This window comes from Streptomyces sp. JN8 (assembly GCF_055808075.1).
Genome location: NZ_CM147852.1, coordinates 6,994,942 through 7,019,633, shown reverse-complemented (window position 1 = coordinate 7,019,633; position 24,692 = coordinate 6,994,942). Strand labels below are relative to the sequence as shown.

Here is a 24,692-nt window from a genome sequence, read left to right as displayed (position 1 = left end):
CGGACGTGACCAATCCCGCCGAGAGGCTCGTCGACCTGCTCGACCTGGAGCAGATCGAGGTCAACATCTTCCGCGGGCGGAGCCCGCAGGAGTCGCTGCAACGGGTCTTCGGCGGGCAGGTCGCCGGGCAGGCCCTGGTCGCGGCGGGCCGCACCACCGAGGGCGACCGGCCGGTGCACTCGCTGCACGCCTACTTCCTGCGGCCGGGGCGGCCGGGGGTGCCGATCGTCTACCAGGTGGAGCGCGTGCGGGACGGCAGGTCGTTCACGACCCGCCGGGTCACGGCCGTCCAGGAGGGCCGGACGATCTTCAATCTCACCGCCTCCTTCCACAAGCCGGAGGACGGCGCCTTCGAGCACCAGCTGCCGCCGCGGCACCTGACGGACCCGGAGAGCCTGCCGAACCTCGCGGACGAGATCCGCGAGCACCTCGGCGCGCTGCCGGAGGCGCTGGAGCGGATGGCCCGCCGGCAGCCCTTCGACATCCGGTACGTGGACCGGCTGCGCTGGACCGCGGACGAGGTCAGGGGCGCGGATCCGCGCAGCGCGGTGTGGATGCGGGCGGTGGGGCCGCTCGGCGACGACCCGCTGATCCACACCTGTGCCCTGACGTACGCCTCGGACATGACGCTCCTCGACGCGGTCCGCATCCCGGTCGAGCCGCTCTGGGGCCCGCGCGGCTTCGACATGGCGTCGCTCGACCACGCGATGTGGTTCCACCGGCCGTTCCGCGCGGACGAGTGGTTCCTGTACGACCAGGAGTCCCCGATCGCGACGGGCGGCCGCGGACTCGCACGGGGCCGGATCTACGACCGCGAGGGGCGGCTCCTGGTGTCGGTGGTCCAGGAGGGGCTGTTCCGCAAGCTCTGAGCCGGTCCCGGGCCCGGGTGGCAGCTCACCACCCGGGCCCGGACCGTCACTCGTACTCGGTGCCGCCCTTGCGGGTCAGGTAGGCCGGGCTGACCGCCTTGGCGATGGCACGGCCCCCGAGGACCGGGCTGTACCGCTCGGTCGCGGGCCGGATCACGACGCCCTCCCGCAGGTGCGCCTCCCGCCCCGAGACGGTCTCCCGGCCGCTCGCGTGGACCAGCACCGTGTCCAGGTCGTAGGGACCGGAGTACAGCCGCGGGACGAGCGGGACCTCGCCGGCCTCCAGGACCTCGGCCGGGTCCAGCCACACCACCCGGCCGTCGATCTCGGCCGACACGTCGAACAGCGCGTAGCCGACGGTCTCGGACCGGGCGTCCGCGCCGTACGCCAGGTCCTGCACCCCGGAGCCGTAGACCTCGCCGAACAGGCCGACCCTGCGGGCGCCGAGCCGCTTCGCCAGCCGCTCGGCGACGGCGGGCAGGCCGTGGCCGTGGACGGCCCGCCAGTACAGGTTGCGCGGGTCCTCCTGGAGGGCGAGGCCCTTCGAGCCGAAGCCCTTGGAGGAGACCTGGACGCGGTCCTCCTCGGCGAGGTACGTCATCAGGCAGGCCGTGCCGTGCAGCTTCTCCGTCAGGACGACCTGCTCCCCCGGCTCGAAGATGTCCGGGTAGCGCTGGAGGTTCTCGATGTCGACCCAGTGCAGCAGGTCGGGCGCGGCCTCCACGTCACCGCTCATCGTCGGCGGTATCGGCGGCACCCACTTCGTGATCCCCAGCGCCTCGGCGAAGTCCGTCCCCTCGGCGGCGGCCCCGGCCAGGTCGACCTCCGCGAGGGCACCGGGCCGGCACACGATCCCCTGCGACAGCTCGCCGCGCAGCCGTACCGCCTTGACCCGGTCCGCCTTCCCGCCGGCCAGCCGCCCCGTGAGTCCCAGCTCCTCGATCAGCGCGGCGGGCAGCACCGACTGCTCGGGGATGTAGACGGCGGCGTCCCCGGTGCGGTACGCGCCCTTGGCGACGACGGCGCGGTAGAGGCCGACCTGCGCCAGCTCCAGGGCGTCGGCGTTCGGATGGGGATGGACGGTCAGGACTTCGGCGGTGACGCGCAGGGTCGACATCTCAGGACTCCGGGTGCTCGGGTTTCGGTTTCATCGGGGCCCACTGTGCCGACCGGGAAAGGGCTGGGCGATCGGGTTTTCCGGCTGCTAGCGTCACGCGGTTCCGGCGCGGTGCCGCTACAGCTCCTGGTCGATGCCGGGAAGCGCGTCCTGGTCGACCTCGTGGCGGCGGGTGCGGACGTCCGGCGCCGGCGGGTGCAGTTTGGCGTCGCAGGTGGGCCCCAGACCGGTGCGGCGGGAGTCGGCGCCGGTGAGGGGCCGGCCGCACAGCCGGCACAGGATCCTGCGCGGTCCTGCCTCCGGTGCGGAATCGATCGAGATTGCCAGTGGTTCGTCTCCCATGCTGAGATCAAACCCTATTCCGACGAGGAGCAGTCCATGAGCCTGTACGACATCCCGCTGAAGACCCTGACCGGCGAGCCGGTCTCCCTTGCCGACTACGGCGACCGCGCGGTCCTGGTCGTGAACGTCGCCTCCAAGTGCGGCCTGACCCCGCAGTACGAGGGCCTGGAGCAGCTGCAGAAGGAGTACGGCGACCGCGGCTTCACCGTGCTCGGCGTGCCCTGCAACCAGTTCGCCGGCCAGGAGCCCGGCAGCGCCGAGGAGATCCAGACCTTCTGCTCGACGACCTACGGCGTCTCCTTCCCGCTCCTGGAGAAGACCGACGTCAACGGCGAGGACCGCCACCCGCTCTACACCGAGCTCGTCAAGGTCGCCGACGCCGACGGCGAGGCCGGGGACGTCCAGTGGAACTTCGAGAAGTTCCTGATCGGCCGCGACGGCTCGATCACCCGCTTCCGTCCCCGCACCGAGCCCGGCGCCCCCGAGATCGTCTCCGCCATCGAGGCCCGGCTTGTCTGACGTCCTGAGCGGCGACGGGGTCGTCGAGCGGCTGCGCGCCGCGGGCTGCGTCTTCGCCGAGGAGGAGGCGGAGCTGCTGCGCGCGGCGGCGGGCGGCCCCGCCGCACTCGACCGCATGGTCGAGCGGCGGGCCGCGGGCCTGCCGCTGGAGCACGTCGTCGGCTGGGCCGAGTTCGCCGGGCTGCGCGTCGAGGTGGACCCCGGGGTGTTCGTGCCCCGGCGCCGTACGGAGTTCCTGATCGGCCACGCCGTGGAGCGGGCCCGCCCGGGCGCCGTCTGCGTCGACCTGTGCTGCGGCTCCGGCGCGGCGGGCGCCGTCCTGCTCGACCGGGTCGAGGGCGCCGAGGTGCACGCCTCGGACATCGAGCCCGCGGCGGTGCGGTGCGCCCGCCGGAACGTCGAACCGCGCGGCGGCCTGGTCCACGAGGGCGACCTGTTCGCCCCGCTGCCCCCGGAGCTGCGGGGGCGCGTCGAGGTCCTGGTCGCCAACGTCCCGTACGTTCCGACCGGCGACATCGGACTGTTGCCCCCCGAGGCCCGCGACCACGAGCCGCTCGTCACGCTCGACGGCGGTCCGGACGGCCTCGACGTGCTGCGCCGCGTCGCCGCCGAGGCCCCGGAGTGGCTGGCGCCGGGCGGCGGCCTGCTGGTGGAGACGAGCGAGCGGCAGGCGGAGCGGGCGGCCGAGGCGGTCGCCGCGCACGGCCTGGAGCCCCGGATCCTCAGCTGCGAGGAGCTCTACGCGACCGTGCTCCTCGCGACCCGGCCGGCCTGACCGGGGCACCGGTCTTCCGGGGCGCGTCGGCGTCGCCGACCGGCGGCGCGACGGCCCGGCAGCGCGACGGCCCGGCGGCGCGACGCCGCCGGTGATGCGCGTCGCCGTGGGATCTGCCTCGCCGCGACCCGGCGGCCCCGGCAGCGGCTCCGCTTCCGTGGCTCGGCGGCTCAGCGGCTCAGCGGCCGAACGTGTCGATGTTCTCGACGAGCCAGCGGCCGTCGCGGCGGACGACGTCCACGGCGAACATCGCGCCCGCGTAGACCCCCTGGTCACCGGTCTTCGTGCCCGCCCCGGCCTTGCCCTTCGCCGGCGTGCCGGCCGTGCTCACGCTGCTCTGGTCGGCGTAGACGAGGACACGGGCGCGGTCGCCGTCGATCCGCTCGACCGCGCTGTCGGTGACCGTCGTCGTGATCACCGTCTTCTGCTGGGCCGCCTTGGCGAGCACCCCGGCGAGCAGCGTCCGGTGCTGGTCGACGGCCTTGCCGGTGAGGAGTGTCCGGCCGGCCCGTTCGAAGGGGGCGGTGTCGGCGTGGTCGTACGAGAAGAGGGCGGCGACGGCGGCGCCCGTCTGGCCCTTGATCTCGCTGGTGCGGGCGACGTCCGTGAGGGCGGTGTTGCCGCGTGCCGGGTCGTCGCGGAGCTCCCCCGCCCGGCTGAACGCCCAGCCGGCGAAACCCCCGAGCAGGAGCGTCAGGACGCACAGGGAGGCGAGCAGGACCCGGCCGGTCCTCGCCCGGCCGGTCCTCTCGGGTCCGGTCCTCTCCCGGCTGCCGCCCTCCCTCCTGCTCGTCTCCCGGCCGGCGCTCCTCCGGCCGCCGCCGTCCCCGTCCGCTCCGCGCCGTGCGGGTCGCTCCGTCCGTTCCTCCCGCCGCTCCCGCTCCTCCCCGTCCGGGAGGGCCGGTTCCGTGAGGACACCGGCGGAGGTCCGTGACCGGAGGGCCGGTGCCGGAGGGTCGGCGAGGGCCTGGCGGCGGCGCTGGCGGTTGAGGTGGTGGCGGGGCGTCGGCATCGTGGGTGTCCTTTCGGGTGCGGGCGGCGGTCTCGGTACGGCCGGCTCAGCCGGCCGCCGAACCGCCCACGGGGGCCTGCCCCAGCGCGCTGAGCTTCCAGCCGCCGTCGGTGCGGGTGAGTTCGCCGAGCATCCGGCTGTCCTTGTCCGAGCTCTTGCTGTCGGCCGTCGTGACGGTGATGCGCAGGGCGACGAGCAGCCGGGCCCGCCCCGCCCGGTCGTCGAGTTCGGTGACGGCGCCGGACAGCACCCGGGCCGTGGTCACCGTCCTGGCCGTGCGGACCTGACCGGTGAACTCCTCGCGTCCCTCGACCAGTTGCTCGTGCAGTTCCCCGGTCGTGGAGGACTCCCACAGGTCGAGGCCCTGCTCCACCCGCCGGTGGTCCAGCGTGTTCAGGTTCTGCACGGCCTGCTCCCCCGCCGCGAGCGCCTCGTCGCGCTGCACGGCGTACGCGGCGGAGTCGTCGTGGGCTGCGGCGTACCAGTCCCGCCCGGCCCAGGCGGCCGAGGCGCCCGCCGCGAGGACGAGCACGAGGGCCGCGGCCAGGGCCGGGCGGCTGCCCGCCGGGGTGCGGACCGGGCGTGTCATGGGGTGCTCCCGTCTCCCGCTCATGCTCAGCGGGCCTTGATGTCGACGATCAGCCACCGGTCGTCCTGGAACCGTGCGGTGACGGTGAGTTGGGCTGCGGCGGACGTGGTCTTCCCGCCGTCACGACCCGATCCCTCCCGGCGCGAGACCTGGTCGAGGAAGACGAGCAGGCGTGCCCGGTCACCGTCGAGCTCGATCACTCCGGTGCGGACGGTCTGCGTGGCGAGGGTGATCCGCTGCTCGACGAGCCGAGCGCGGACCTGGGCGAACAGATCGGTGTACTGACGTGCGGCCCGCCCGGCGAGGACGGTCCCCGCGGAGCGCTCGACGCCGTCGTTGCTCTCGGGGGTGTAGGAGAAGATCCGGGCCAGGCCCTCGCCGACGTCACCGCCGACCCGGGCGGTGGCCCCGGCGTCGGTGAGCGCCTGGTTGCGCGCGGAGGGGGTGTCGGCCAGCCGGTGGGCGCCGTAGAAGAAGGCGCCTCCGGCGAGGAGGAGCACGGCGACGGCCCCGGCGAGCACGGCTCGCCGCCAGGCGACGGGGCGGAAGCGGACGGTGCGCCCCGCGGAGGACTCGCCGTCACCTGCCGGGGCCCCGGACCCGTCCTCGGTGCCGGGGCCGGCCGTGGTTCCGGACCCGGCCGCCGTGCCGGACCCGTCCGCGTCATCGGTCGCGGCCCCACCCTCTGCCCCGTGCTCGTGCTCGTCGGCGGTCGCGGACCCGTCCACCGCCCCGGCGTCGTCCACCGTGCCGGACCCGCCCGCGGTGCCGCCACGTGCCGCCGCCGTCCGCTCGGCCCCCTCCGGGGTCCCTCCAGGCCTTCCGCTCGACCCGGCCGTCGCCGACCTTCGCAGGAGCCGCGTCATTCGTCCTCCCCCTTCTCCGCTCCGGCGACGGGGACGGCGCTCAGCGCCGCGACCCGCCAGGTGTCCTCGCCGGTGCGCGTCAGGACGGCCTCCAGGCGTTTGCGGTCGGTGGACGCCGCGCCGCCGCCGCGCGGGGTGACGTCGACCCGGACCGTCGCGATGAGCTTCGCCGTACCGGCCCGGGCGTCGAGCGCGGTCAGGGCGGCCTCGGTGACCGTCGCGCGGGCCGAGGCGCCCACCGCGGGCGCGGTGCGCCCCAGTTCGGTGCGGAGCGGTCCGGTGGAGGCCTCGCGCCAGGCCCGGATGCCGGCCTCGGCGCGTTCGCGGGTCGAGGCGTCGAGGGTGTGGAGGACCGTGAGGCGGTCCCGGCCCTCGGCGAGTGCCGTGTCGCGCTCGCGGCCGAAGGCCAGGCTCTCGTCGCCACGGGCCTGCGCGTAGGTCCAGGCTCCGGTCCCGCAGAAGCCGAGGGCGGCGACGAGGGCGACGGCGCCGAGGATCCGGCCCCGCCTCATCGCGCGCTCCCGGTGCCCAGGCCGAGGAGGCCCGCCATGTCCGTCGGTCCGCCGTTCTGGCCGGGCAGGGCGAGCGCGCCGGGCAGGGCCTGCCCGGTGCCCCGCGTGGCGCCCGCGGCCCCCGAGGGCAGGGAGCCGGGGCGGGCCGGGGCGGGCACGGGGCCGCCCTTCGGCGCCTGGGCCGAGCCGCGCACGTTGACCCCCGCCGCGGCGGAGCCCGTGCAGGCCGCCCCGGTGTTGAGGGCGGGCGCGGTGCCCAGGTCGAGGCCGTTGCGGTAGCGCGTGGCGCCGTATCCCGCGGTACACGGCAGCGGCTTGAAGAAGGTGACGGCCATGCCGAAGTTCATGCGGCCTCCCTCGACGGCGGTGGCTCCGGCGGACACGGCCGCCGGGTACTTCACGAACAGCTCCTCCATGCCGCGCTGCCGGGTGACCGCGATCTCCGAGGTGGTCAGGAGGTTGGCGAGGACGACGCCCAGGCTCGGGTCGAGATCGCGCAGGAGTCCGCTGACCTGTCCGGTCGCGTCGGGGGTGACGGCCAGGAGGCGGCGCAGGTCGGCGTCGGAGGTCTTGAGGGTGGCGGCCAGGGTGCGGGCGCCGGTGGCGAAGTCCCGGATGGCGCGGCTCTCCTCGGCCTGGGTGCGCAGCACGACCTCGCCGTCCTCGATGAGGCGGGTGGTGGCCGGCAGGGCCGTGTCGGCGGCCTGGACGAAGCGGCTGCCGCTGTCGAGGAGGACCTGGAGGTCGTCGCCGTGGCCCTCGAAGGCCTTACCGAGCTCGTCGACGACCGTGCGGAGGGACTCCAGCGGGACGGAGGAGGTGAGGTCGTTCATGCCGGCGAGGACGTCGGTGACGGGTGCCGGTACGCGGGTGTCGGACTGCTCGATACGGGCGCCGTCGGCGAGGAAGGGGCCGCCGTCGCTCTCCGGGCGCAGGTCGATGTACTGCTCGCCGACGGCGGAGAGGCCGGCGACGACGGCCTGTGCGTCGGCGGGGATCGGCGGGGCGGAGTTCTTGATGCGCAGTTCGGCCACGACGCCGTCGGCGGTGAGGCCGATGTCGCCGACCCGGCCCACCGAGACGCCCCGGTAGGTGACGTCGGAGTGGGTGAACAGACCGCCGGTGCGGGCGAGGTGGACCCGCACGGTGTAGTGGTCGGCGATGCCGGCGTAGCGGCCGAGGTCGGCGTAGCGGACGCCGACGAAGCCGAGGACGAGGACGGCGACGACGAGGAACGCGATGTTCTTGAGCCGTACGGTACGGGTGATCACCGGGACCGCCCTCCGTCCTTCGGCGGGGCCGCCGGAGGCAGCGGCAGGGGCGTGGCGGTGCTCGGGGTCCCGGCGCTCGGCCCGGTTCCGCGGCGGGCGGCCGGCGCCGGGTCGGACGGGGTGGGCGCCGGGGTGGGAGTGGTCCCGGTCCGGGGGATCAGGGGCGGGATCACCTCGGTCCCCGGGGCGGCGGCGAGGTGCAGGTAGGTGTTGAGGTAGTCGCCCTTGACACCGCGCAGCACCTCGTCGGTGAAGGGGTAGGTGAGCAGCACCTGGAGGGAGTCGGGCAGGTCGGCACCGGCGTCCGCGAGTGCGGTGAGGGTGGGGGCGAGGGCCTTGAGGTCGGCGACCATGTCCTTCTTGCTCGCGTCGATGGTGGTGACGGCGACCCCGGACAGGGTGTCCAGGGCGCGCAGCATGGTCAGCAGGGAGCCCCGCTGGTTCTCCAGCGTCCGGAGGCCTGGCGAGAGGTCGGTGAGCACGGTGTCGACGTCCTTCTTGCGGCCGGCGAGGGTGGCGGAGAGCCGGTTGATGCCGTCGAGGGCGCGGGTGATGTCGCCGCGGTGGGCGTCGAGGGTCTTCACGAGGGTGTTGACCCGCCGGAGCATCGAGCGGACCTCGGGTTCGCGTCCGCCGAGCGCCGCGTTGAGTTCGCGGGTGATCGTCTTGAGCTGGTTGACTCCGCCGCCGTTGAGGAGCAGGGACAGGGCGCCGAAGACCTCCTCGACCTCGGTGTTGCGGCTGGTGCGGGCGAGCGGGATGACGCTGCCGTCGGCGAGCCGTCCGCCGCCGTCCTTCGGCGGGGCGACGAGCTGGATGTACTTCTCGCCGAGGAGGCTCGACTGTTCCAGCCGGGCGCCCGCGTCGGCGGGCAGCCGGACGTCGCCGTTGATCTTCAGGGTGACCCGGGCGGACCAGTTGTCGGAGCCGAGTTCGATGGCGGTGACGCGTCCGACGGCGACGTCGTTGACCTTGACCGCGGACTGCGGCACGAGGCTGAGGACGTCGTCGAGTTCCGCGGTGACCGTGTACGGGTGGGGACCGAGGTCGGCTCCGCCGGGCAGGGGCAGGTCCTCGATGCCGTCGAAGCGGAAGGGGTTCCCGGGGGTCGCGCCGAGGACGAGGGCGAGCCCGAGGCCGAGCACGACGGCGCCGGCGGCGCCCGCTCCGACCGCCCGCGGGGTGGGGCCTCTCATCGGTCCCCCTCTCCGGCGGCCGGCGCGGAGGTGCCCGGCGTGGGGCCGCCGGGTCCGGCCGCGCCGCCCGGCCCGGCGGATCCGCCGGTGGACGCGGAGCCTCCGGCGACCGGCAGCGGCAGCAGGGGGCCGCCCATGCTGATCTCGTTGAGGTTGGCCCGGCCGTCGAGGGTGCGGGTGTCCTTGTTGTAGGCGTTGACGACGTTGGCGGCGGCGAGCGGGGCGACGTCGAGGGCCTCGGCGAGGGAGGCGCGCTGGTCGACGAGGGTCTGGGTGAGGGGGACGAGGCGGTCGACGTTCTTCTTGAGCTCGCCGCGGTTGTCCCTGATGAACGCCTTGACCTGGACGAGTGCCCTGCCGAGTTCCTTGAGGGCGCCGGCGAGGTCGTCCTTGTTCTCCGCGAAGTAGCCGACGACCTCGTCGAGGCGTTCCTGCGCGGTGCGGACGTCGCCGTCCTTGTCCTTGAGCATGGTGGTGAAGGTCTGCAGCTGGCCGAGGGTGGTGAAGAGGTCCTCGCTGCTGCCGTCGAGGGTCTTGGCGGCCTTGCCGAACTCCTTGATGGAGGTGCCGATGGAGGCGCCGTTGCCCTTGAGGTTCCTGGCGCCGGTGTCGAGGAGTTCGGACAGGGCGCCGGCGGAGTTGGCTCCGTCCGGGCCGAGGGCCCGGCTCAGTTCGGTGATGGAGTCGTAGAGCTGGTCGATCTCGACCGGGGTGCGGTTGCGGGAGGCGGGCAGTTCGGCGCCGTCGGAGAGGGTCGGGCCGGTGCTGTACGCCGGGCTGAGCTGCACGTACCGGTCGGCGACGATGCTGGGGGCGACGACGAGGGCCCGTGCGTCGGCGGGGACGCGGACGCCCTCGTCGAGGAGGAGCCGGACGCGCACCCGGGTGCCCCGCGGCTCCACGGACTCGACCTCGCCGACCCGCACGCCGAGGACCCGCAGGTCGGAGCCCGCGTAGATGCCGACCGCCCGGTCGAACCAGGCGGTGATACGGGTGCCCTCGTCGTCGAGGACGCGGACGGCGACGAGGCCGCAGGCGGCGAGCACCGCGAGGGCCAGGCCGGCGACGAGGGGCTTTCTGGGACTGGTCATCGTTCACCGCTCCCCTTGGCCGTCGCCTTGGGTCGCGGCGGCAGGCATCCGGTCGTGGGCTGCGAGGTGTCGGGCAGGTAGGCGCGGGGCACCACGCCGCACAGGTAGCTGTCGAACCAGCGGCCGCTGCCGAGGGTGTTGCCGACGAGGCGGTAGTACGGGCCGATCAGCGCGAGCGTCTCGTCGAGCCGGCCGCTGTTCCTCTCCAGGACTCCGGTGACCCGGCCGAGTGCCTTGAGGGTGGGGCCGAGCTGGCGGTCGTTGTCGGCGACCACGCCGCTGAGTTCGGTGCCGAGCGCCCGGCTTCCCTTGAGGAGGGCGCGGATGGCGTCGCGACGCTGCCGGAGTTCGCCGAGCAGGGAGCCGCCGTCCTCGATGAGGGTCTCGAAGCTGGACTTCTTGTCCTCCAGGGTCTTGGTGAACTTCCGGCTGTTCGCGAGGAGCCGGGCCAGTTCGGTGTCGCGTTTCGAGACCGACCGGGAGAGCTCGGAGAGGCCGGTGGCGGCGTTGCGGACGTGCGGCGGGGAGTTCTTGAAGGTGTCGGAGATCGTCTCGAAGCTCTCCGCGAGCTTGGCGGTGTCGATGTCGTCGACGGTGCCGCTGAGATCCTGGAAGGCCTGGGTGACGTCGTACGGGGAGGTGGTGCGGGACTGCGGGATGCGGATGCCCGGGTCCTGCCGCTCGGAGCCCAGGGGGTCGAGCGCCAGGTACTTCTCGCCGAGGAGGGTCTTGATGGCGATGGCGGCGGTGGACCGGTCGCCGACCCAGGCGTCGCCGACCTCGAACGCCACCTTGACCTTGGGTCCGTCGAGGGTGACCTCGGTGACCTTGCCGACCTTGACGCCGGCGATGCGGACCTCGTCGCCGGCGTCGAGTCCGGCGGCCTCGGAGAAGTCGGCGCTGTAGGTGGTGTCGTCGCCGACCAGGGGCAGGCGCTCCACGTTGAACGCCAGCGCGGCGATCAGGGCGAGGAGGACCAGTCCGGCGACGGCGACCGCGACGGGGTTGCGTTCCTTGGCCGGCTTGAACCGGGGGCGGGGGCTCATCCGCGGCACCTCGGTTCGGTCACGGCGATCCCGGTCGGCGGCTTCGAGCCGTCGGAGGTTCCCACGCCGGTCACGCGCGCCTCGCAGAGGTAGAGGTTGAACCACGATCCGTACGAGGACAGCCGGGCCAGGGCGGTCATCTTGGCGGGGGTGTTGGCCAGGAAGGACTCGATGGCGGGGGTGTTCGCGCCGAGGGTGCCGGAGAGCCGGCCGAGTTCGCGGATGTCCTTCTTGAGGGGGGCCCGGGCCTCCTGGAAGAGCCCGGCGGTCGTCGTGGTGAGGGCGCTGACGGCCTGGACGGCCTCGCCGAGGGGTTTGCGGTCGGTGTTGAAGCCGGTGACCAGTTTCCGGAGGGTGACGACGAGGTCGTCGAAGGCGGCCTCGCGGTTGTTGAGGGTGGTGAGGACGGTGTTGAGGTGGGTGACGACCTGGCCGATGACCTCGTCCTTGGCGGCGACCGTGCGGGTCAGGGAGCCGATGTGGCGCAGCAGGCTGTCGACGGTGCCGCTCTCGCCCTGGAGGACCTGCACGAGCGATCCGGCGAGGTCGTTGACGTCGGCGGGCGAGAGTCCCTCGAAGAGGGGCTTGAACCCGTTGAAGAGCAGGGTCAGGTCGAGGGCGGGGGTGGTGCGGTCGAGGGGGATGGTGTCCCCGTCGTGCAGGGTGCCGGTGAGGTCGCCGCTGCCGCGGCCGAGGGAGACGTAGCGCTGCCCGACCATGTTGAGGTACTTGACGGCGGCGGTCGCCGAGCGGGGCACGGAGCGGTCCTCGCGGACCGAGAAGGTGACCTCCGCGGTGCGCCGTTCGACGACGCGTACGCCGGTCACCTCGCCGACCTTGACTCCGGCGATGCGCACCGAGTCGCCCTTGACGAGTCCGGTGACGTCGGTGAACAGCGCCTTGTAGGAGCGGGTGGCGGAGCCGACGCCGGTGTTGGCGATGCTGAGGCCGAGGATCGCGGTTGCCAGCGCCGTGACCAGGACGAACGCGAGGGACTTCAGAACGGTGCCGGTCAGTCCGCGCCGGCGGGTGTGGGCGGGTCGCGTGCTCATCCGAGGGTCACCTCCGCGCCGCGGAACGCCGGTCCGACGAGCGTGCTGCTCCAGTCCGGGAGGTCGCCGGGCCGCTTGCCCGCCGCGGGGGCGAGGAGTTCGTTGACGAGGTCGTTCTCCTGCGGCGAGTTGGCGGGGCCGAGGTCTTGGTCGGCCGCGGCCGCCGCCCGTGCGGCGGGGGCCACCGGGATGCCGAGGTAGGGCACGGGGTAGCAGCGCGGGCCGCCGCCGGAGCCGTACGACGGGGTGTCCGGGCCGGGGACGTACGCGCCGCGCGAGGGCACGGTGGTGACGTCGACGTGCAGTCCCGGCTGGTCGGTGCCCTTGCCGAGGGCCTTGTCCATGGCCGGCACGAACTGGGCGAGGGTGCGCAGGGTGCAGGGGAAGGACGGCGCGTACTCGGCGAGCAGCTCCAGGGTGGGCCGGCCGGTGGCGCTGAGCCGGATGATGTTGTCCTTGTTCTGGCGCAGGAAGGCGGTCAGGTCCTGGGCCGTCCTGGTGGTGGCGCCGAGGGTGCCGGCGAGGTCGGCCTCCTTCTCGGCGAGGGTGCCGCTGGTGGTGGTGAAGTCGGTGAGCGCCGTGACGATGTCGGGGGCGGCGTCGGCGTAGACGTGGCTGACCTTCACGAGTTCTTTCAGGTCGCGGGTGAGGGCGGGCAGTTGGGGGTTGAACTCGCGCAGGTGGGCGTCGAGTTCGGTGAGGGTGTCGCCGAGCGTGTCGCCGCGGCCCTCCAGGGCCCGGGAGACGGCCGACAGGGTCGCCGACAGTTTCTGCGGCTGGACGGCGGTGAGCAGCGGGAGGACGTTGTCGAGGACCTGCTGGAGTTCGACGGCGTTGCTGGAGCGGTCCTCCGGGATGACGGCGCCGGGTGCGAGGGGTGCGGCGGTGGAGTCGCCGGGGGGTACGAGGGCGACGAACCGTTCGCCGAAGAGGGTGGTGGGGAGCATCTGGGCGCGGACGTCGGAGGGCACGTGGCGGAGGGTGCCGGGGCGCATGGCGAGGGTGAGCCGGGCTCCGGCGTCGGTGGCGTCGATGGCGCGGACCTCGCCGATGACGACGCCGCGGAGCTTCACCTCGGCGCCGAGGTGCATCTCGTTGCCGACGCTGCCGGTCTCGACGACGACCGGGTCGGAGTCGGTGAACTCCTTCTCGTAGACGGCGATCGCGAGCCAGGCGAGCAGGGCGGGCACCAGGAGGAAGACCACGCCGGCGAACCGGCGGCGCAGGGTCTCGGCGCGTGGGTCGCTCATGTCACCCCGCCACCTTCACGGTCGTGGTCGCGCCCCAGAGGGCCAGCGACAGGAAGAAGTCGGTGACGCTGATCAGCACGATGGCGTTGCGGACGGAGCGGCCGACCGCGATGCCGACGCCGGCCGGGCCGCCGGAGGCTCGGAAGCCGTAGTAGCAGTGGGCGACGATCACCATCACGCTGAAGATCAGCACTTTCAGCACCGACAGCAGGACGTCGGTCGGTGACAGGAAGAGGTTGAAGTAGTGGTCGTACGTGCCCTGGGACTGGCCGTTGAACAGGACGGTCACGTAGCGGGAGGCCAGGTAGGAGGAGAGGAGGCCGATCGCGTACAGCGGGACGATGGCGACGACTCCGGCGATGATGCGGGTGGTGACGAGGTAGGGCATGGAGCGGATGCCCATGCCTTCGAGGGCGTCGACCTCCTCGTTGATCCGCATGGCGCCGAGCTGTGCGGTGAAGCCGGCGCCGACGGTGGCGGAGAGGGCGAGCCCCGCGACGAGCGGGGCGATCTCGCGGGTGTTGAAGTAGGCGGAGACGAAGCCGGTGAACGCCGCGGTGCCGATCTGCTCCAGGGCGGCGTAGCCCTGGAGGCCGACGACGGTCCCGGTGAAGAGCGTCATCGCGATCATGACGCCGATGGTGCCGCCGATGACGCCGAGTCCGCCGGAGCCGAAGGCGACCTCGGCGAGCAGGCGTTGCACCTCCTTGAGGTAGCGGCGCAGGGTGCGCGGGACCCAGAGCAGGGCCTTGACGTAGAACAGGAGCTGGTCACCGGACCGGTCGAGCCAGACGAACGGGGAGGCCATCGGTCTCAGCCTCCCTTCGGCGGGACGATCTGCAGGTAGATGCCCGTCAGCACCATGTTCACGAAGAACAGCAGCATGAAGGTGATGACGACGGACTGGTTGACGGCGTCGCCGACCCCCTTGGGGCCGCCGCGGGGGTTGAGGCCCCGGTAGGCGGCGACGATGCCGGCGATGAACCCGAAGATGAGCGCCTTGAGTTCGCTGATGTAGAGGTCGGGGAGCTGGGCGAGGGCGGAGAAGCTGGAGAGGTAGGCGCCGGGGGTGCCGCCCTGGAGGATGATGTTGAAGAAGTAGCCGCCGAGCGTGCCGACGACGGAGACCATCCCGTTGAGCAGGACGGCGACGGCCATGGTGGCGAGGACGCGGGGGACGACCAGCCGCTGTACGGGCGAGACGCCCATGACCTCCATCGCGTCGAGCTCCTCGCGGATCTTGCGGGAGCCGAGGTCGGCGCAGATGGCGGAGCCGCCGGCGCCGGCGATCAGGAGGGCGACGATGAGGGGGCTCGCCTGCTGGATGACGGCGAGGACGCTGGCGCCGCCGGTGAACGACTGGGCGCCCAGCTGCTGGGTGAGCGAGCCGACCTGGAGGGCGATCACGGCGCCGAACGGGATGGAGACGAGCGCGGCGGGCAGGATGGTGACGCTGGCGACGAACCAGAACTGCTCGACGAACTCGCGGAACTGGAAGGGGCGTCGGAAGACGGCCCTGGTGACCTCGGCGGCGAGGGCGAAGAGCCGGCCGGTCTGCCGCAGCGCGCCGGTGATCACGAGCCGCTCCCGGTGATCCGCTCCCGCTTGGGCAGGGTGTACACCGTGTCGTCCCTGGCGTAGGTGTCGCGGATGGCGGCCTGGGCGGCGGGCGGCAGTCGGTCGAGCATGCCGAGGACGCGTTCCCGGCGGCGGCCCACGGCGGCGCGCGGCGGGAGGCCGGGGGACGGTTCGAGCTGGGGGACGATGGCGCGGGGCGCCGCGGGCCGGCCGGCGGTGCCGTCGAGTTCGGCGGCGAGGAGGGCCGCGTCCTTCTCCTCGGACATGCCGATCGGTCCTTCGCGGCGGCCGGCCAGGAACTGGGTGACGACCGGTTCCTCGCTGGTGAGGAGGACCTCGCGGGGGCCGAAGGTGACGAGGTTGCGCCGGAAGAACATCCCCATGTTGTCGGGGACCGTGGCGGCGATGTCCAGGTTGTGGGTGACGATCAGCATCGTCGCGTCGATGCGGGCGTTGAGGTCGATGAGCAGCTGCGAGAGGTAGGCGGTGCGGACGGGGTCGAGCCCGGAGTCCGGCTCGTCGCAGAGCACGATCTGCGGGTCGAGCACGAGGGCCCTCGCCAGGCCGGCCCGCTTGCGCATGCCGCCGCTGATCTCGCCGGGGAGCTTCCCCTCCGCGCCCAGCAGGCCGACGAGTTCGATCCGCTCCATCACGATGCGACGGATCTCGGACTCCCGCTTGCGGGTGTGCTCGCGCAGCGGGAAGGCGATGTTGTCGAAGAGGGTCATGGAGCCGAAGAGGGCGCCGTCCTGGAACATGAGGCCGAAGAGTTTCCGGGTCTCGTAGATGTCCCGTTCCGGGCTGCTCACCATGTCGACGCCATTGATGAGAACGCGGCCCCGCTGGGGTTTGAGAAGCCCGATGAGTGATTTCAGGAAGACCGTCTTCCCGGTACCGGAGGGGCCGAGCATCACGCTCACCTCTCCGGCCGGCAAGGTCAGGGTCACGTCCTGCCAGATATTCTGCTTGCCGAAGGACATGGTCAGACCCTCAACGACTACTTCGATTCCCATCCCACCTCCAGCAAGCGTGCGTCGGGGGTGCGCCGCGGGCGCACGTTAAGTCGGTGCGGATCACTTGGACAAGAGGCGTGGCGCAAAATCCTTGATCCGCTCCGCTCTTTGTCACCACGGAGACAAAGTCCTTGTCGTTCTTTGTCTGCGGGGAGACACATGACTGTGCCGACCTGCGGCTCCGTTCGCCGCCCCGGGAACGTTACGGCCGAGTAACCTCCTCCGGCAATACCGGATCCGGAGTTTTCGGCGACAGGTGAGGAGCGGGCCCGTGTTTGTCATTCGGGAGACAATTCCCATTCCCCGCTTGTCACCGGGGAGAGCACTGCTGATTCCAGCCATCCCTGATCGATCAGAATTGTCGACATTACGCACCCCGGAACCAAGGCGATTCCGGCCACCGCTCACCCGCTTGACAGGCGAATAGCCTTCTCAAAAGAATCATGGACTGCGCCATTGTTCAGCTAAGTTTCTCGCAAGTAACGTCAGGTTTCGCGGCCGAGAAATACCGGGCCGCCGGCCGCTCCCCCCACCGCGGTCGCACCCTCAGCTGGTCAATCCACAAGGAGAGTCCGGGACCCATGAAGAAGCAGATCAGAAACCTCGCCGTCGTCGCCGGGGCGGCCACCGCCGCGTTCGCCCTCGCCGCCGCCCCCGCCTCGGCCGTGCCGTCGACGGTCTGGACCGTCAACCCGACGCCCGCCAGCTTCACCGCGACCAACAGCGGCAACGTCGTCCTCAGCGTCAACGGCATCGCGATGACGTGTACGAACTCGAAGGCCTCGGGCACCATGGCGAGCGCCACCGGCAACCCGGCGACCGTCGCCTCCATCAGCGCCATCGCCTTCGGCGCCACCGGCGCGCCCTGCACCAGCGTCCTGGGCAACGTGACCACCGTCGCGACCACCCCGTGGACCGTGGTGGCGCAGGACTACACGGCCGCGACCGGGGTCACCAAGGGCTACGTCGGCAACGTCGACGCCAAGGTGACGGTCGGCGCCTGCGTCTTCCGCGTGACGGGCAAGGCCTCCGGCACGTACACCAACTCGACCGGCAAGCTGGCGGTCAACAGCGTCACCGGCGAGCTCACCGTCGTCTCCTCGACCAACTGCGGCTCCGCCGTCCCGGTCGGCGCCAAGCCGCTCTTCAAGGGCGACTACCTCGTCAAGGTGGCCAACACGACCACCATCCCGACGATCGTCGGCTCCAACCCGTAAGCAGTGCGAGCCCTCGTCCGCCCGGCCGGCGACCCCGGCCGGGCGGACGAGGGCCGTCCGCGCCCCCGACGGACTTCCCTCCCTTCGCGCCCGCGCACCCGACGCCCGCGCGCACTATCCGAGCGGAGCACCAGATGAGAGGCCAGCGAGCCGCCCTGCGGCCCGGCCGCGCCCAGACGCGCGGCGCGGCGATCGCCGCACTGGTGGCACTCGCCCCCCTCCTCCCCGCGGCGGCCGTGGCCCTGGGTCCGCAGGAGGTCGACACCCGGCTCCCCTACCTCTGCACCCTGCCCTCGGGCCCGCAGCCGGCGACGGTGCGGATCAGGGCGACCCTGCCCGACCGGGTGTCCGTCGGCGGGACGATCGAGGCGGCCGACGTCAGCACGACGCTGGAACTCCCGGCCGCGGTCGCGGCCGAACTCACGGCCCTCGAAGCAGCCACCGTACGGGCGGAGACGGCGCTCACGGTCGGCGTGGGCCAGAACGGCGGCAGCACCGAGGTCGGCTGGCTCGGCACGGCCCCGCCCACCCCCGTCCCCGGCGACGGACCGCTCGTCCTCACCGGCACCGGCGACGTCCCCGCCCTCACGACGGACACCGCCGGCGAGCTCACCCTCCGCGCCGGGAACCTCACCGTCGGCCTGGCCCCGAGCAAGGCCGACGGCACGCCGACCGGTCCGGCGTCCCTCGCGGTCAGCTGCGTCCCCGGGCCCGACGCGGAGGACCGGACGCTGCTCGCCTCCATCCCCGTCGCGCCGGGCTCCAGCGCCACCCCGAGCCCCGGCGCGCCGAGCACGCCCCCGACGGTCCCCTCCCCGGCCCCGCCCTCCGTCCCGGCCCGGCCCTCCGCCGCACCCCCCGGACAGACGGGGGCCCCGGCCGGCCGGGAGACGGCGCGCGGGACGACCGGGGCACCGGACCCGGCGTCCCCCGCGGTCCCCGGCAAGGGGCCCCGGGTGGCCACCGAGGACCCGCCCGGCGCCCCCGCCGTCCGGCCGAAGGCGCCGCCCTGCGTCACCGAGAAGCCGACGTCCACCTCGCTCTCCGCGTACATCACCGGCTACTCCAACGTGCGCAAGCTCGACGGGGCCTCGCTCATCCCGGTCTCCTGCGTCCAGCTCGAACAGGGCGAGCCGGTGATCGACTTCCGTCCGGACGGCACCCTGCACCTGCTCCAGAAGTCGGAGGGCTCGCTCCTCTACCAGGGGCGCAAGCAGTCCCCGCCCTTCACGTCCACCTTCCTGACCTTCGGCTTCGCGCCCACCACCGCGACCCTGGTGCTGGAGCAGGCGGGCCCGCTCGTCGTCGAGTCGGACGTCCTCCTGGTCTTCCCCGACAACATCGCGGAGACCTACATCCGGGTGCCCCTCGTGCTGCGCGTGCTCGACGTCGAGGTCAACGGCACCCCGCTGGACGTCGGTCCCGACTGCCGAACGGCCACCCCGCTCGCCTCGCCCGAACCCCAGCCCGACAAGTACCCCGGCGACCACCTGGTCCTGCTCGGCAAGGGCCAGCTGCTCAACGGCACCGACGCCACCGGCTACGTCCTCACCAGCGGCGGGCCGCTCACCGGCGAGGTGACGGTCCCCGCGTTCAAGGGCTGCGGCGCCGGCGGCGAGAACCTCGACCGGCTCCTCACCGCCGCCATCTCCGGGCCCGGCAACCACATCCGCCAGATCCAGGGCCAGACCTGCGCGGTGGGCGTGGAGGTGCCCACCGAGGGCCAGTGCACGGCGGACCGCCAGCCGTACGTGGTCCCCAAGCCCGAGCGCTGAGACCGCGGCCCGGGCCACCCCCGGGCCGTCGCCCCCGAACCCCGCCGCACCGCCCGCCCCACCCCGCCCCGCACCCCCTCAACGAAAGGCATCGCCATGCCCCTCGTCTCCTCCCGGACCCGTCTCGCCACCCTCGCCGCCCTGACCGCGCTCGGCGCCTTCGCCTCCATCGGCTCGGCGACGGCCGCCGCCCCGCAGCTGAACGGCAGTTGGGGGCCGTCCAACCGCTGCCCCGTCGACGCGGCGGCCATGCTGGCGTCCGACGGGCTCGACACCTCGCCGCAGTGCGTCGTGTCGTACTCCGTCAGCGGCTCCATCAAGCTGGGCAACACCACCGTGCCGACCGGCAGCACCAACCTGCAGATCGGCGTCGTCCAGAACGCCGACGGCACCAGCACCGTCGCGGCCCCGGCCGGCGGCGCGCTGATCGCCGCACCGGCCAACGTCCCCGGCGGCCTCCTCGGTCTGATGTGTCCCAGCGACATCCCGTTCATCACCGACATCTGCCGCCAGCTCACGGACGCCAAGCTCAACAAGATCACCGCCACCATGGAGTCGGTCGGCACGCCCTCGGACTTCGACCAGATCGCGGGCGTCCTCACCGACAAGCCGATCGTGTCCATCCCGGTCCGCATCCGCCTGGAGAACCCGTTCCTCGGGAGCAACTGCTACATCGGGACGAAGGCCAACCCGATCATCCTGCGCCCGAGCAACCTCACCTCGCCCGACTTCGGCGTCGAGCGCTTCAACGGCGACGGCTCCCCGAACGAGGAGGGCGACATGAGCCGCCTCAACATCCTCGGCTCCACCCAGAGCGACAAGACCTTCGCCGTCCCCGGCGCCAGCGGCTGCGGCCTCGGCTGGTTCGGAGTGATCGACGCCGCCGTCAACCTGAAGACCGGACTGCCCTCCGCCGCTGGCAAGAACAGCCTCACCCTCAACAACACCCAGACCCACCTCACGGGCCTCTTCGCCCCCGGTCTCGCCGCCCCCGACGCCGGCAAGGCCCTCTCCCGGAACTGGCACTCGGCCGTGCGGTAACAGCCATCCAGGGTCGATTCCCGGCCTACTAGGTAAGCGCGTACCCCTCAGGCACGCCAACTCTTGCGCAACGTGTGTACAGCACAAAGCAGGTGACCTAGCTTCAGCAGATCACGTTGGTACGCACCTGACGACCAAGGCGGCGCCCACCACGCCAGGCTGGGCTCCGCACCGTCGCTCCCCCACCGGTCGCGTAGGAGAGCAAGGGATCGGTTCATGCCCGCAATCACCCAGTCGCCGGACATCGGTGAACCGCTCGAACCGCTCCCCAGGGAGTTCGCCGCCCTGATGAGGCCGGAGATACCCGGCCTCATCAAGGAGATCGGCATGGAGGTCCAGCGGACCTACCCCGTGTACGCCCACCTCTTCAACGGGCCGCACTCGGACGCGATCCGCCAGGGCGTCGAGCAGGCGCTCGCCGCCTTCGTGGAACGGGTGGCCGACCCCGGCACCAATTCGGCCCTCCGTGACGAACTGCTCCGCAAGTTCGGCCGGGTGGAGGCCTACGAGGGCCGCGACCTCGACACCTTACTGGGCGCCTACCGCCTCGGCGCGCGCGTCGCCCTGCGCCGGGCGAAGATCATCGGCCGGACGTACAACCTCTCCCCCACCCTCATCCTCGCCTTCGCCGACGCCCTCTTCGCGTACGTCGACGAGCTGGAGGCCCTGTCGCGCGAGGGCTACGTCATGGTGCAGACCCGCGCGGTGTCCGATGTGGCCGCACTGCGAAGACAGTTACTCCACCTGGTCGTCGCCGGCCCGCCGCTGCCCCGCGCGACGATCGCCGAACTGTGCCGGGACGCCTCCTGGGAGCTCCCCGCCGAGTGCACGCTGGTCGCCCTGCGGCCGCCGCTCGCCGAGCTCGTCCAGGCGGGGCTGGACCGGGACGTCCTCGCCGACCTCAGCCTCCCCCAGCCGTACCTGCTGATCCCCGGCCCGCTCACCGCCGACCGCCTCGCGATGCTCGGCTCCGCCCTGGCCGGCACGTCGGCCGTCGTCGGCCTGACGGTGCCGCCGGCGCAGGCCGCCCACTCCCTCCGCTGGGCCCGCCGGGTCCTCCAGCTCATCGACGACGGCGTGATCGCCGACGCGCCGCTGGTGCACTGCGAGGAGCACCTGACAACGTTGTGGCTGCTCGCGGACACGGCCCTGGTGGACCAGCTGGCCCGCCGCGAACTCGCCCCGCTCGACGAGCTGTCCGGGACCCGGCGCGACCGGCTGATCGAGACCCTGCGGGTCCACGTCTCCACCCGGGCGCCCGCCGAACAGGTCGGCGAACTCCTCGGCGTCCACGCCCAGACGGTCCGCTACCGGCTGCGGAACCTGGACAGCCACTTCGGCGACCGCCTCCTGGACCCCGACCACCGCTTCGCCCTGGAAGCGGCCCTGCGCGCCCTCCACCTGGGCGGCCGCCTCAGGGACTGAACCGGGGAGGGCCCCACGGCCGAGCGGCGGCCGGTGCGAGGGACCTTCCAGCCCCTGCGGCACCCGTCACGGCCGCCTCGGCGTGAGGCGGCAGCGGGCCGGGCCCGCTGCCTGGAGGGTGATGGCGGGGGCCACGGGGACCACCGTGTCGACGGCCTCCAGGTCGTGGCGCTGGAGGATCATCGCCAGGGCGATCACCGACTCCAGCATCGAGAAGTGCTGGCCGATGCAGGCCCGCGGGCCCCCGCCGAAGGGGAACCAGGCGTAGCGGGGGCGGGCGGCCTCCGCCTCGGGCGTGAAGCGGTCGGGGTCGAAGCGCTCCGCGTCCTCCCAGTAGTCCGGGTGCCGGTGGGTGACCCAGGGGGCGACGATGACGTCCGCGCCCGCCGGGATCGCGACGCCGCCGACCACGGTGGCCTCGACGGCCCGGCGGCCGATGACCGGGGCGGCCGGGAAGAGCCGCATGGCCTCCTTCAGGACCCGGGTGACGTACGGCAGCGCGTCGAGGTCCCCGGCGCCGGGGGTGCGGCCGGCCAGCACGCGGTCGACCTCCTCGTGGGCCCGCTTCCGCTCCTCCGGGTGGAGGGCGAGCAGGTGGAGGGCGAAGCCGAGCGAGGTGGCGGTGGTCTCGTGGCCGGCGAGCAGGAAGACGAGGACCTGCTCGCGCAGTTCGGTCGCGTCGAAGCTGCCGTCCTCGGCGCTCTCGGCCTCGACGAGGAGGGTCAGCAGGTCCTGTCCGTCCCCGGGGGCCCCGCCGGAGCTCCGGCGCTCGGCGATGATGCGGTCGCAGACCTCGTAGAGCGCCCGGTGGACGGTGGCGGCGCGGCGGTTGCCCGGGGTGGGCCAGTCGCGGGGGACGTTGAGCGGGGAGTAGCCGCGGCGCAGGACGTACGCGCCGACGTCGGGGAAGTTGTCCTCGACGATCTCGACGGCCGCGTCGACGTCGGTGCCGAAGAGGATGCGGGCGACGGCGCGCAGGGAGAGGCGCGTCATGGCCTGGAGGACGTCGACGGTGCCGGCGCCGGCGTCCCGCCACTCCTCGGTGAGGGCGGCGGTCTCCGCGGCGACGGCGGCGGCGTAGCCGTCGACGCGGCGGCGGGTGAAGAGGGGCTGGACGAGCCGGCGCTGGCGGAGGTAGTCCGCGTCCTGGCTGGTGAGCAGTCCGTTGCCGAAGGACTCCCGGACCTCCTGGTAGAAGGCGTTGTCCTTGCGGAAGTTGGCGGACTCGCCGGCGAGGACCTGCTGCGCGCCCGCGGCGGAGAAGACGCCGTAGACGGTGGTGCGGATGCCGGGCGGGCCGGCGGAGATCCGCACGACGTCGCCGTGGTCGCGGCGGGCGCGGAGGAAGGTGCCCAGGGAGTCGTTCTTGAGGTCGAACAGGGAGCCGAGCAGCGGGAGTCCCGCGAGTTCGGGCGCCTCGGTACCGGTGGTGATGGCCATGAACGTTCCCCTCGATCGTCGCCTGACGGGTGATTGTCCCGCAGCGGGTGACCCACCGGTAGGGATGCTCGAACGGCGGGCCGAATCCGGCCCGGTCGGCTCGAACCGGGCGGTTGTCAGTGCCGTCTGGGAGGCTCGCCGCATGGAGCGACCCGAGATGACCCTGCAACTGACGATCGACTGCGCGGACCCGCAGCGGCTGGTGCCGTTCTGGCTGGAGGCCCTGCGCTACGTGCCCGATCCGCCGCCGGAGGGCCACGCCACCTGGCGGGCGTACTGGGAGTCGATCGGCGTTCCCGAGGACGAACTGGGCGGGGACGCCGGGGAGCTCCCGGAGTCCATCGTGGACCCGGCGGGCGCCGGTCCCCGGGTGTGGTTCCAGCGCGTCCCGGAGCCGAAGACCGTCAAGAACCGCGTCCACCTGGACCTGAAGGTCGGGGGCGGCCGCGGGGTTCCGCTCGCGGTGCGCCGGGAGCGGGTGGACGGCGAGGTGGCGCGGCTCACGGCCCTGGGCGCGACGATCCTGTACACGATGGACGAGCCGAACGGCATGGACTACTACGCGGTGGTCCTCCAGGACCCCGAGGGCAACGAGTTCTGCCTGGTCTGAGGGCGCCCTCCGGAGCGGGCCGGGGCTCGCGGCGGACGTGTCGGACCCCACGTGACCGACACCACCGCGCCGCCCCGTGGCGCCGCGGGGCGGCCTGCGAGCGGCCCGCGGCCCCGCCCGGGACGGCCGGAACGGGGCCGCCGACCGCCGGAGCGTGGCGGAACGCACGCTCGAATGGTGCACGGTTCACCGCTCCCTGGGCCTAGCCTTGTACGCATGTCCGATCGCCACAGAGAGACCCCGAGCCCCGAAGCCCTGAACGACGCCATCCGCACCTTGTGGGCGCGCGCCGGCGAGCAGCGCCGCGCACTGACCGCCGACGAGCAGCGGATCTATCAGGTACTCGTGGCCGCGTGGGCCGAGGCGACGCAGACGGACCAGGGGCTCGCCGCCTAGAGAGGCCGCGCCGGTCGCGGTCGCGGCGTCCGGCGCCTGATCGGGCCTGATCGACGGGACGCCCCCTAGGGTCGCCACTCCGCGCGATAGGCCGGGTGCCCCGCGTACGGCAGGGCGAGGACGCGGAGGGTCCAGTCCGGCGTCACCGGTGGGGCCGCGAACCGGGCGCCGGTGTCGTCTCGGACCCAGCGCCGGCCGTCCGCCTCCTCGACCGGGCCCATCCAGCGGAGCGCGCACGACCCGCCGAACAGGTGCTCGCCGTCCCGGCCGCACGCGGGCGGGCAGGTGACGGCCGAGGCCGCGAGCAACTGCCGCTTCGCGAGGATCTCCGTCAGGACGCGCGCCCGGGCGACCCTCAGGTACGCGCGGCCGCCGCCGTCCCCCGACTCCTCCCGGACGATCTCCCACGGGTGGAGGCCTTCCCCGGTGTCGCCGAGCCGTGCCGCGGCCGCGGTCTCCTCGTCGTAGCGCGCCGTGAGGAAGGCGATCAGTTCGTCCACGGGACCCTCCGGAGGGCGTCCCGCCCCGGTGCGGTGCGCCGGGGCGGGTACGGGTGCCGCGTCGGCGTGCGGACGCGGGCGGATGGCCTCACTGTACGAGCAGCCGGCGGCCCGCCGGGAGCGTTCCGGGGGACCGGGGGTCGGCGCCGCGCCCGCCGTGCGGAACCGGGCCGGATCCGGTGCGGGCCCG

Annotated in this window: 26 protein-coding genes; 9 read left to right on the top strand and 17 right to left on the bottom strand. The window is 73.1% G+C overall.

Annotated elements, in window-relative coordinates; all coding sequences use genetic code 11:
- Positions 1-5 precede the first annotated feature (5 nt).
- The gene (locus ACY0MR_RS31100) at positions 6-869 is read left to right on the top strand and encodes an acyl-CoA thioesterase (RefSeq protein WP_361859114.1); all 864 of its coding nucleotides are present in this window, start codon (positions 6-8) and stop codon (positions 867-869) included.
- Positions 870-915: 46 nt separating this feature from the next.
- On the opposite strand, the gene ACY0MR_RS31095 is transcribed toward ACY0MR_RS31100, so the two are convergent.
- Together ACY0MR_RS31095 and ACY0MR_RS31090 are read right to left on the bottom strand one after the other, a co-directional pair.
- Entirely contained in the window at positions 916-1,986 is a 1,071-nt protein-coding gene (locus ACY0MR_RS31095; RefSeq protein WP_388804777.1) for an RNA ligase (ATP), read from the bottom strand.
- Positions 1,987-2,103: 117 nt separating this feature from the next.
- Complete coding sequence (locus ACY0MR_RS31090; RefSeq protein ID WP_388804780.1) at positions 2,104-2,328, bottom strand: DUF6011 domain-containing protein; 225 nt, start codon at positions 2,326-2,328, stop codon at positions 2,104-2,106.
- A gap of 36 nt (positions 2,329-2,364) precedes the next feature.
- Here ACY0MR_RS31090 and ACY0MR_RS31085 point away from each other — a divergent pair, with 36 nt between their 5' ends.
- Both ACY0MR_RS31085 and ACY0MR_RS31080 read left to right on the top strand, forming a co-directional pair.
- Complete coding sequence (locus ACY0MR_RS31085; protein ID WP_361859123.1) at positions 2,365-2,847, top strand: glutathione peroxidase; 483 nt, start codon at positions 2,365-2,367, stop codon at positions 2,845-2,847.
- A complete protein-coding gene (locus ACY0MR_RS31080) occupies positions 2,840-3,622 on the top strand; it encodes a putative protein N(5)-glutamine methyltransferase (RefSeq protein ID WP_473556614.1) in 783 nt (260 codons plus the stop codon). Before ACY0MR_RS31085 ends, ACY0MR_RS31080 begins: the two co-directional genes overlap by 8 nt.
- Before the next feature lie 178 nt (positions 3,623-3,800).
- Here the strand turns inward: ACY0MR_RS31080 and ACY0MR_RS31075 are convergent, their stop codons facing one another.
- From ACY0MR_RS31075 to ACY0MR_RS31015, 13 genes are all read right to left on the bottom strand, one after another.
- On the bottom strand, positions 3,801-4,634 hold the full coding sequence (locus ACY0MR_RS31075) for a hypothetical protein (protein ID WP_473556611.1): 834 nt from the start codon (positions 4,632-4,634) through the stop codon (positions 3,801-3,803).
- A gap of 46 nt (positions 4,635-4,680) precedes the next feature.
- Entirely contained in the window at positions 4,681-5,223 is a 543-nt protein-coding gene (locus ACY0MR_RS31070) for a nuclear transport factor 2 family protein (protein WP_361859132.1), read from the bottom strand.
- A 26-nt stretch (positions 5,224-5,249) separates the two neighbouring features.
- Positions 5,250-5,969 (bottom strand): hypothetical protein, encoded by a 720-nt coding sequence (locus ACY0MR_RS31065; RefSeq protein ID WP_473556609.1) that lies wholly within the window; start codon positions 5,967-5,969, stop codon positions 5,250-5,252.
- Between the two features lie 116 nt (positions 5,970-6,085).
- Positions 6,086-6,601 (bottom strand): hypothetical protein, encoded by a 516-nt coding sequence (locus ACY0MR_RS31060; RefSeq protein WP_361859137.1) that lies wholly within the window; start codon positions 6,599-6,601, stop codon positions 6,086-6,088.
- Positions 6,598-7,872 carry an MCE family protein gene (locus ACY0MR_RS31055; RefSeq protein ID WP_473556605.1) on the bottom strand — a complete coding sequence of 425 codons (1,275 nt, stop codon included), beginning with the start codon at positions 7,870-7,872 and terminating at the stop codon, positions 6,598-6,600. The genes ACY0MR_RS31060 and ACY0MR_RS31055 overlap by 4 nt, the downstream gene beginning before the upstream one ends.
- Positions 7,869-9,068 carry an MCE family protein gene (locus tag ACY0MR_RS31050; protein WP_388804800.1) on the bottom strand — a complete coding sequence of 400 codons (1,200 nt, stop codon included), beginning with the start codon at positions 9,066-9,068 and terminating at the stop codon, positions 7,869-7,871. The genes ACY0MR_RS31055 and ACY0MR_RS31050 overlap by 4 nt, the downstream gene beginning before the upstream one ends.
- Positions 9,065-10,159 (bottom strand): MCE family protein, encoded by a 1,095-nt coding sequence (locus ACY0MR_RS31045; RefSeq protein ID WP_361855763.1) that lies wholly within the window; start codon positions 10,157-10,159, stop codon positions 9,065-9,067. The genes ACY0MR_RS31050 and ACY0MR_RS31045 overlap by 4 nt, the downstream gene beginning before the upstream one ends.
- Entirely contained in the window at positions 10,156-11,205 is a 1,050-nt protein-coding gene (locus ACY0MR_RS31040) for an MCE family protein (protein WP_473556603.1), read from the bottom strand. Before ACY0MR_RS31040 ends, ACY0MR_RS31045 begins: the two co-directional genes overlap by 4 nt.
- Positions 11,202-12,257 carry an MCE family protein gene (locus tag ACY0MR_RS31035; protein WP_473556600.1) on the bottom strand — a complete coding sequence of 352 codons (1,056 nt, stop codon included), beginning with the start codon at positions 12,255-12,257 and terminating at the stop codon, positions 11,202-11,204. The genes ACY0MR_RS31040 and ACY0MR_RS31035 overlap by 4 nt, the downstream gene beginning before the upstream one ends.
- A complete protein-coding gene (locus tag ACY0MR_RS31030; protein WP_473556598.1) occupies positions 12,254-13,507 on the bottom strand; it encodes an MCE family protein in 1,254 nt (417 codons plus the stop codon). Before ACY0MR_RS31030 ends, ACY0MR_RS31035 begins: the two co-directional genes overlap by 4 nt.
- A gap of 1 nt (position 13,508) precedes the next feature.
- Positions 13,509-14,315, bottom strand: a complete 807-nt coding sequence (locus tag ACY0MR_RS31025) for an MlaE family ABC transporter permease (RefSeq protein WP_073902099.1) — start codon at positions 14,313-14,315, stop codon at positions 13,509-13,511.
- Between the two features lie 5 nt (positions 14,316-14,320).
- On the bottom strand, positions 14,321-15,085 hold the full coding sequence (locus ACY0MR_RS31020; protein WP_030316734.1) for an MlaE family ABC transporter permease: 765 nt from the start codon (positions 15,083-15,085) through the stop codon (positions 14,321-14,323).
- The gene (locus ACY0MR_RS31015) at positions 15,082-16,098 is read right to left on the bottom strand and encodes an ABC transporter ATP-binding protein (protein ID WP_361855749.1); all 1,017 of its coding nucleotides are present in this window, start codon (positions 16,096-16,098) and stop codon (positions 15,082-15,084) included. Before ACY0MR_RS31015 ends, ACY0MR_RS31020 begins: the two co-directional genes overlap by 4 nt.
- A gap of 581 nt (positions 16,099-16,679) precedes the next feature.
- On the opposite strand from ACY0MR_RS31015, the gene ACY0MR_RS31010 reads away from it, so the two are divergent.
- The 4 genes from ACY0MR_RS31010 (at position 16,680) to ACY0MR_RS30995 (ending at position 21,556) form a co-directional block, all read left to right on the top strand.
- On the top strand, positions 16,680-17,315 hold the full coding sequence (locus ACY0MR_RS31010; protein WP_361855746.1) for a hypothetical protein: 636 nt from the start codon (positions 16,680-16,682) through the stop codon (positions 17,313-17,315).
- Positions 17,316-17,449: 134 nt separating this feature from the next.
- On the top strand, positions 17,450-19,090 hold the full coding sequence (locus tag ACY0MR_RS31005; protein WP_473556594.1) for a DUF6801 domain-containing protein: 1,641 nt from the start codon (positions 17,450-17,452) through the stop codon (positions 19,088-19,090).
- Positions 19,091-19,186: 96 nt separating this feature from the next.
- Positions 19,187-20,131 (top strand): hypothetical protein, encoded by a 945-nt coding sequence (locus tag ACY0MR_RS31000; protein WP_388804819.1) that lies wholly within the window; start codon positions 19,187-19,189, stop codon positions 20,129-20,131.
- 216 nt (positions 20,132-20,347) lie between these two features.
- Positions 20,348-21,556 carry a PucR-like N-terminal domain-containing protein gene (locus ACY0MR_RS30995; protein WP_473556592.1) on the top strand — a complete coding sequence of 403 codons (1,209 nt, stop codon included), beginning with the start codon at positions 20,348-20,350 and terminating at the stop codon, positions 21,554-21,556.
- 66 nt (positions 21,557-21,622) lie between these two features.
- On the opposite strand, the gene ACY0MR_RS30990 is transcribed toward ACY0MR_RS30995, so the two are convergent.
- On the bottom strand, positions 21,623-22,996 hold the full coding sequence (locus ACY0MR_RS30990; RefSeq protein WP_392862665.1) for a cytochrome P450: 1,374 nt from the start codon (positions 22,994-22,996) through the stop codon (positions 21,623-21,625).
- A 142-nt stretch (positions 22,997-23,138) separates the two neighbouring features.
- Here ACY0MR_RS30990 and ACY0MR_RS30985 point away from each other — a divergent pair, with 142 nt between their 5' ends.
- Both ACY0MR_RS30985 and ACY0MR_RS30980 read left to right on the top strand, forming a co-directional pair.
- Positions 23,139-23,606 carry a VOC family protein gene (locus ACY0MR_RS30985; protein ID WP_361855731.1) on the top strand — a complete coding sequence of 156 codons (468 nt, stop codon included), beginning with the start codon at positions 23,139-23,141 and terminating at the stop codon, positions 23,604-23,606.
- Between the two features lie 216 nt (positions 23,607-23,822).
- The gene (locus tag ACY0MR_RS30980) at positions 23,823-24,002 is read left to right on the top strand and encodes a hypothetical protein (protein ID WP_361860112.1); all 180 of its coding nucleotides are present in this window, start codon (positions 23,823-23,825) and stop codon (positions 24,000-24,002) included.
- Between the two features lie 65 nt (positions 24,003-24,067).
- Here the strand turns inward: ACY0MR_RS30980 and ACY0MR_RS30975 are convergent, their stop codons facing one another.
- Positions 24,068-24,502, bottom strand: coding sequence for a DUF6221 family protein (locus ACY0MR_RS30975; RefSeq protein ID WP_404086165.1), 435 nt, complete (start codon positions 24,500-24,502; stop codon positions 24,068-24,070).
- Positions 24,503-24,692 lie beyond the last annotated feature (190 nt).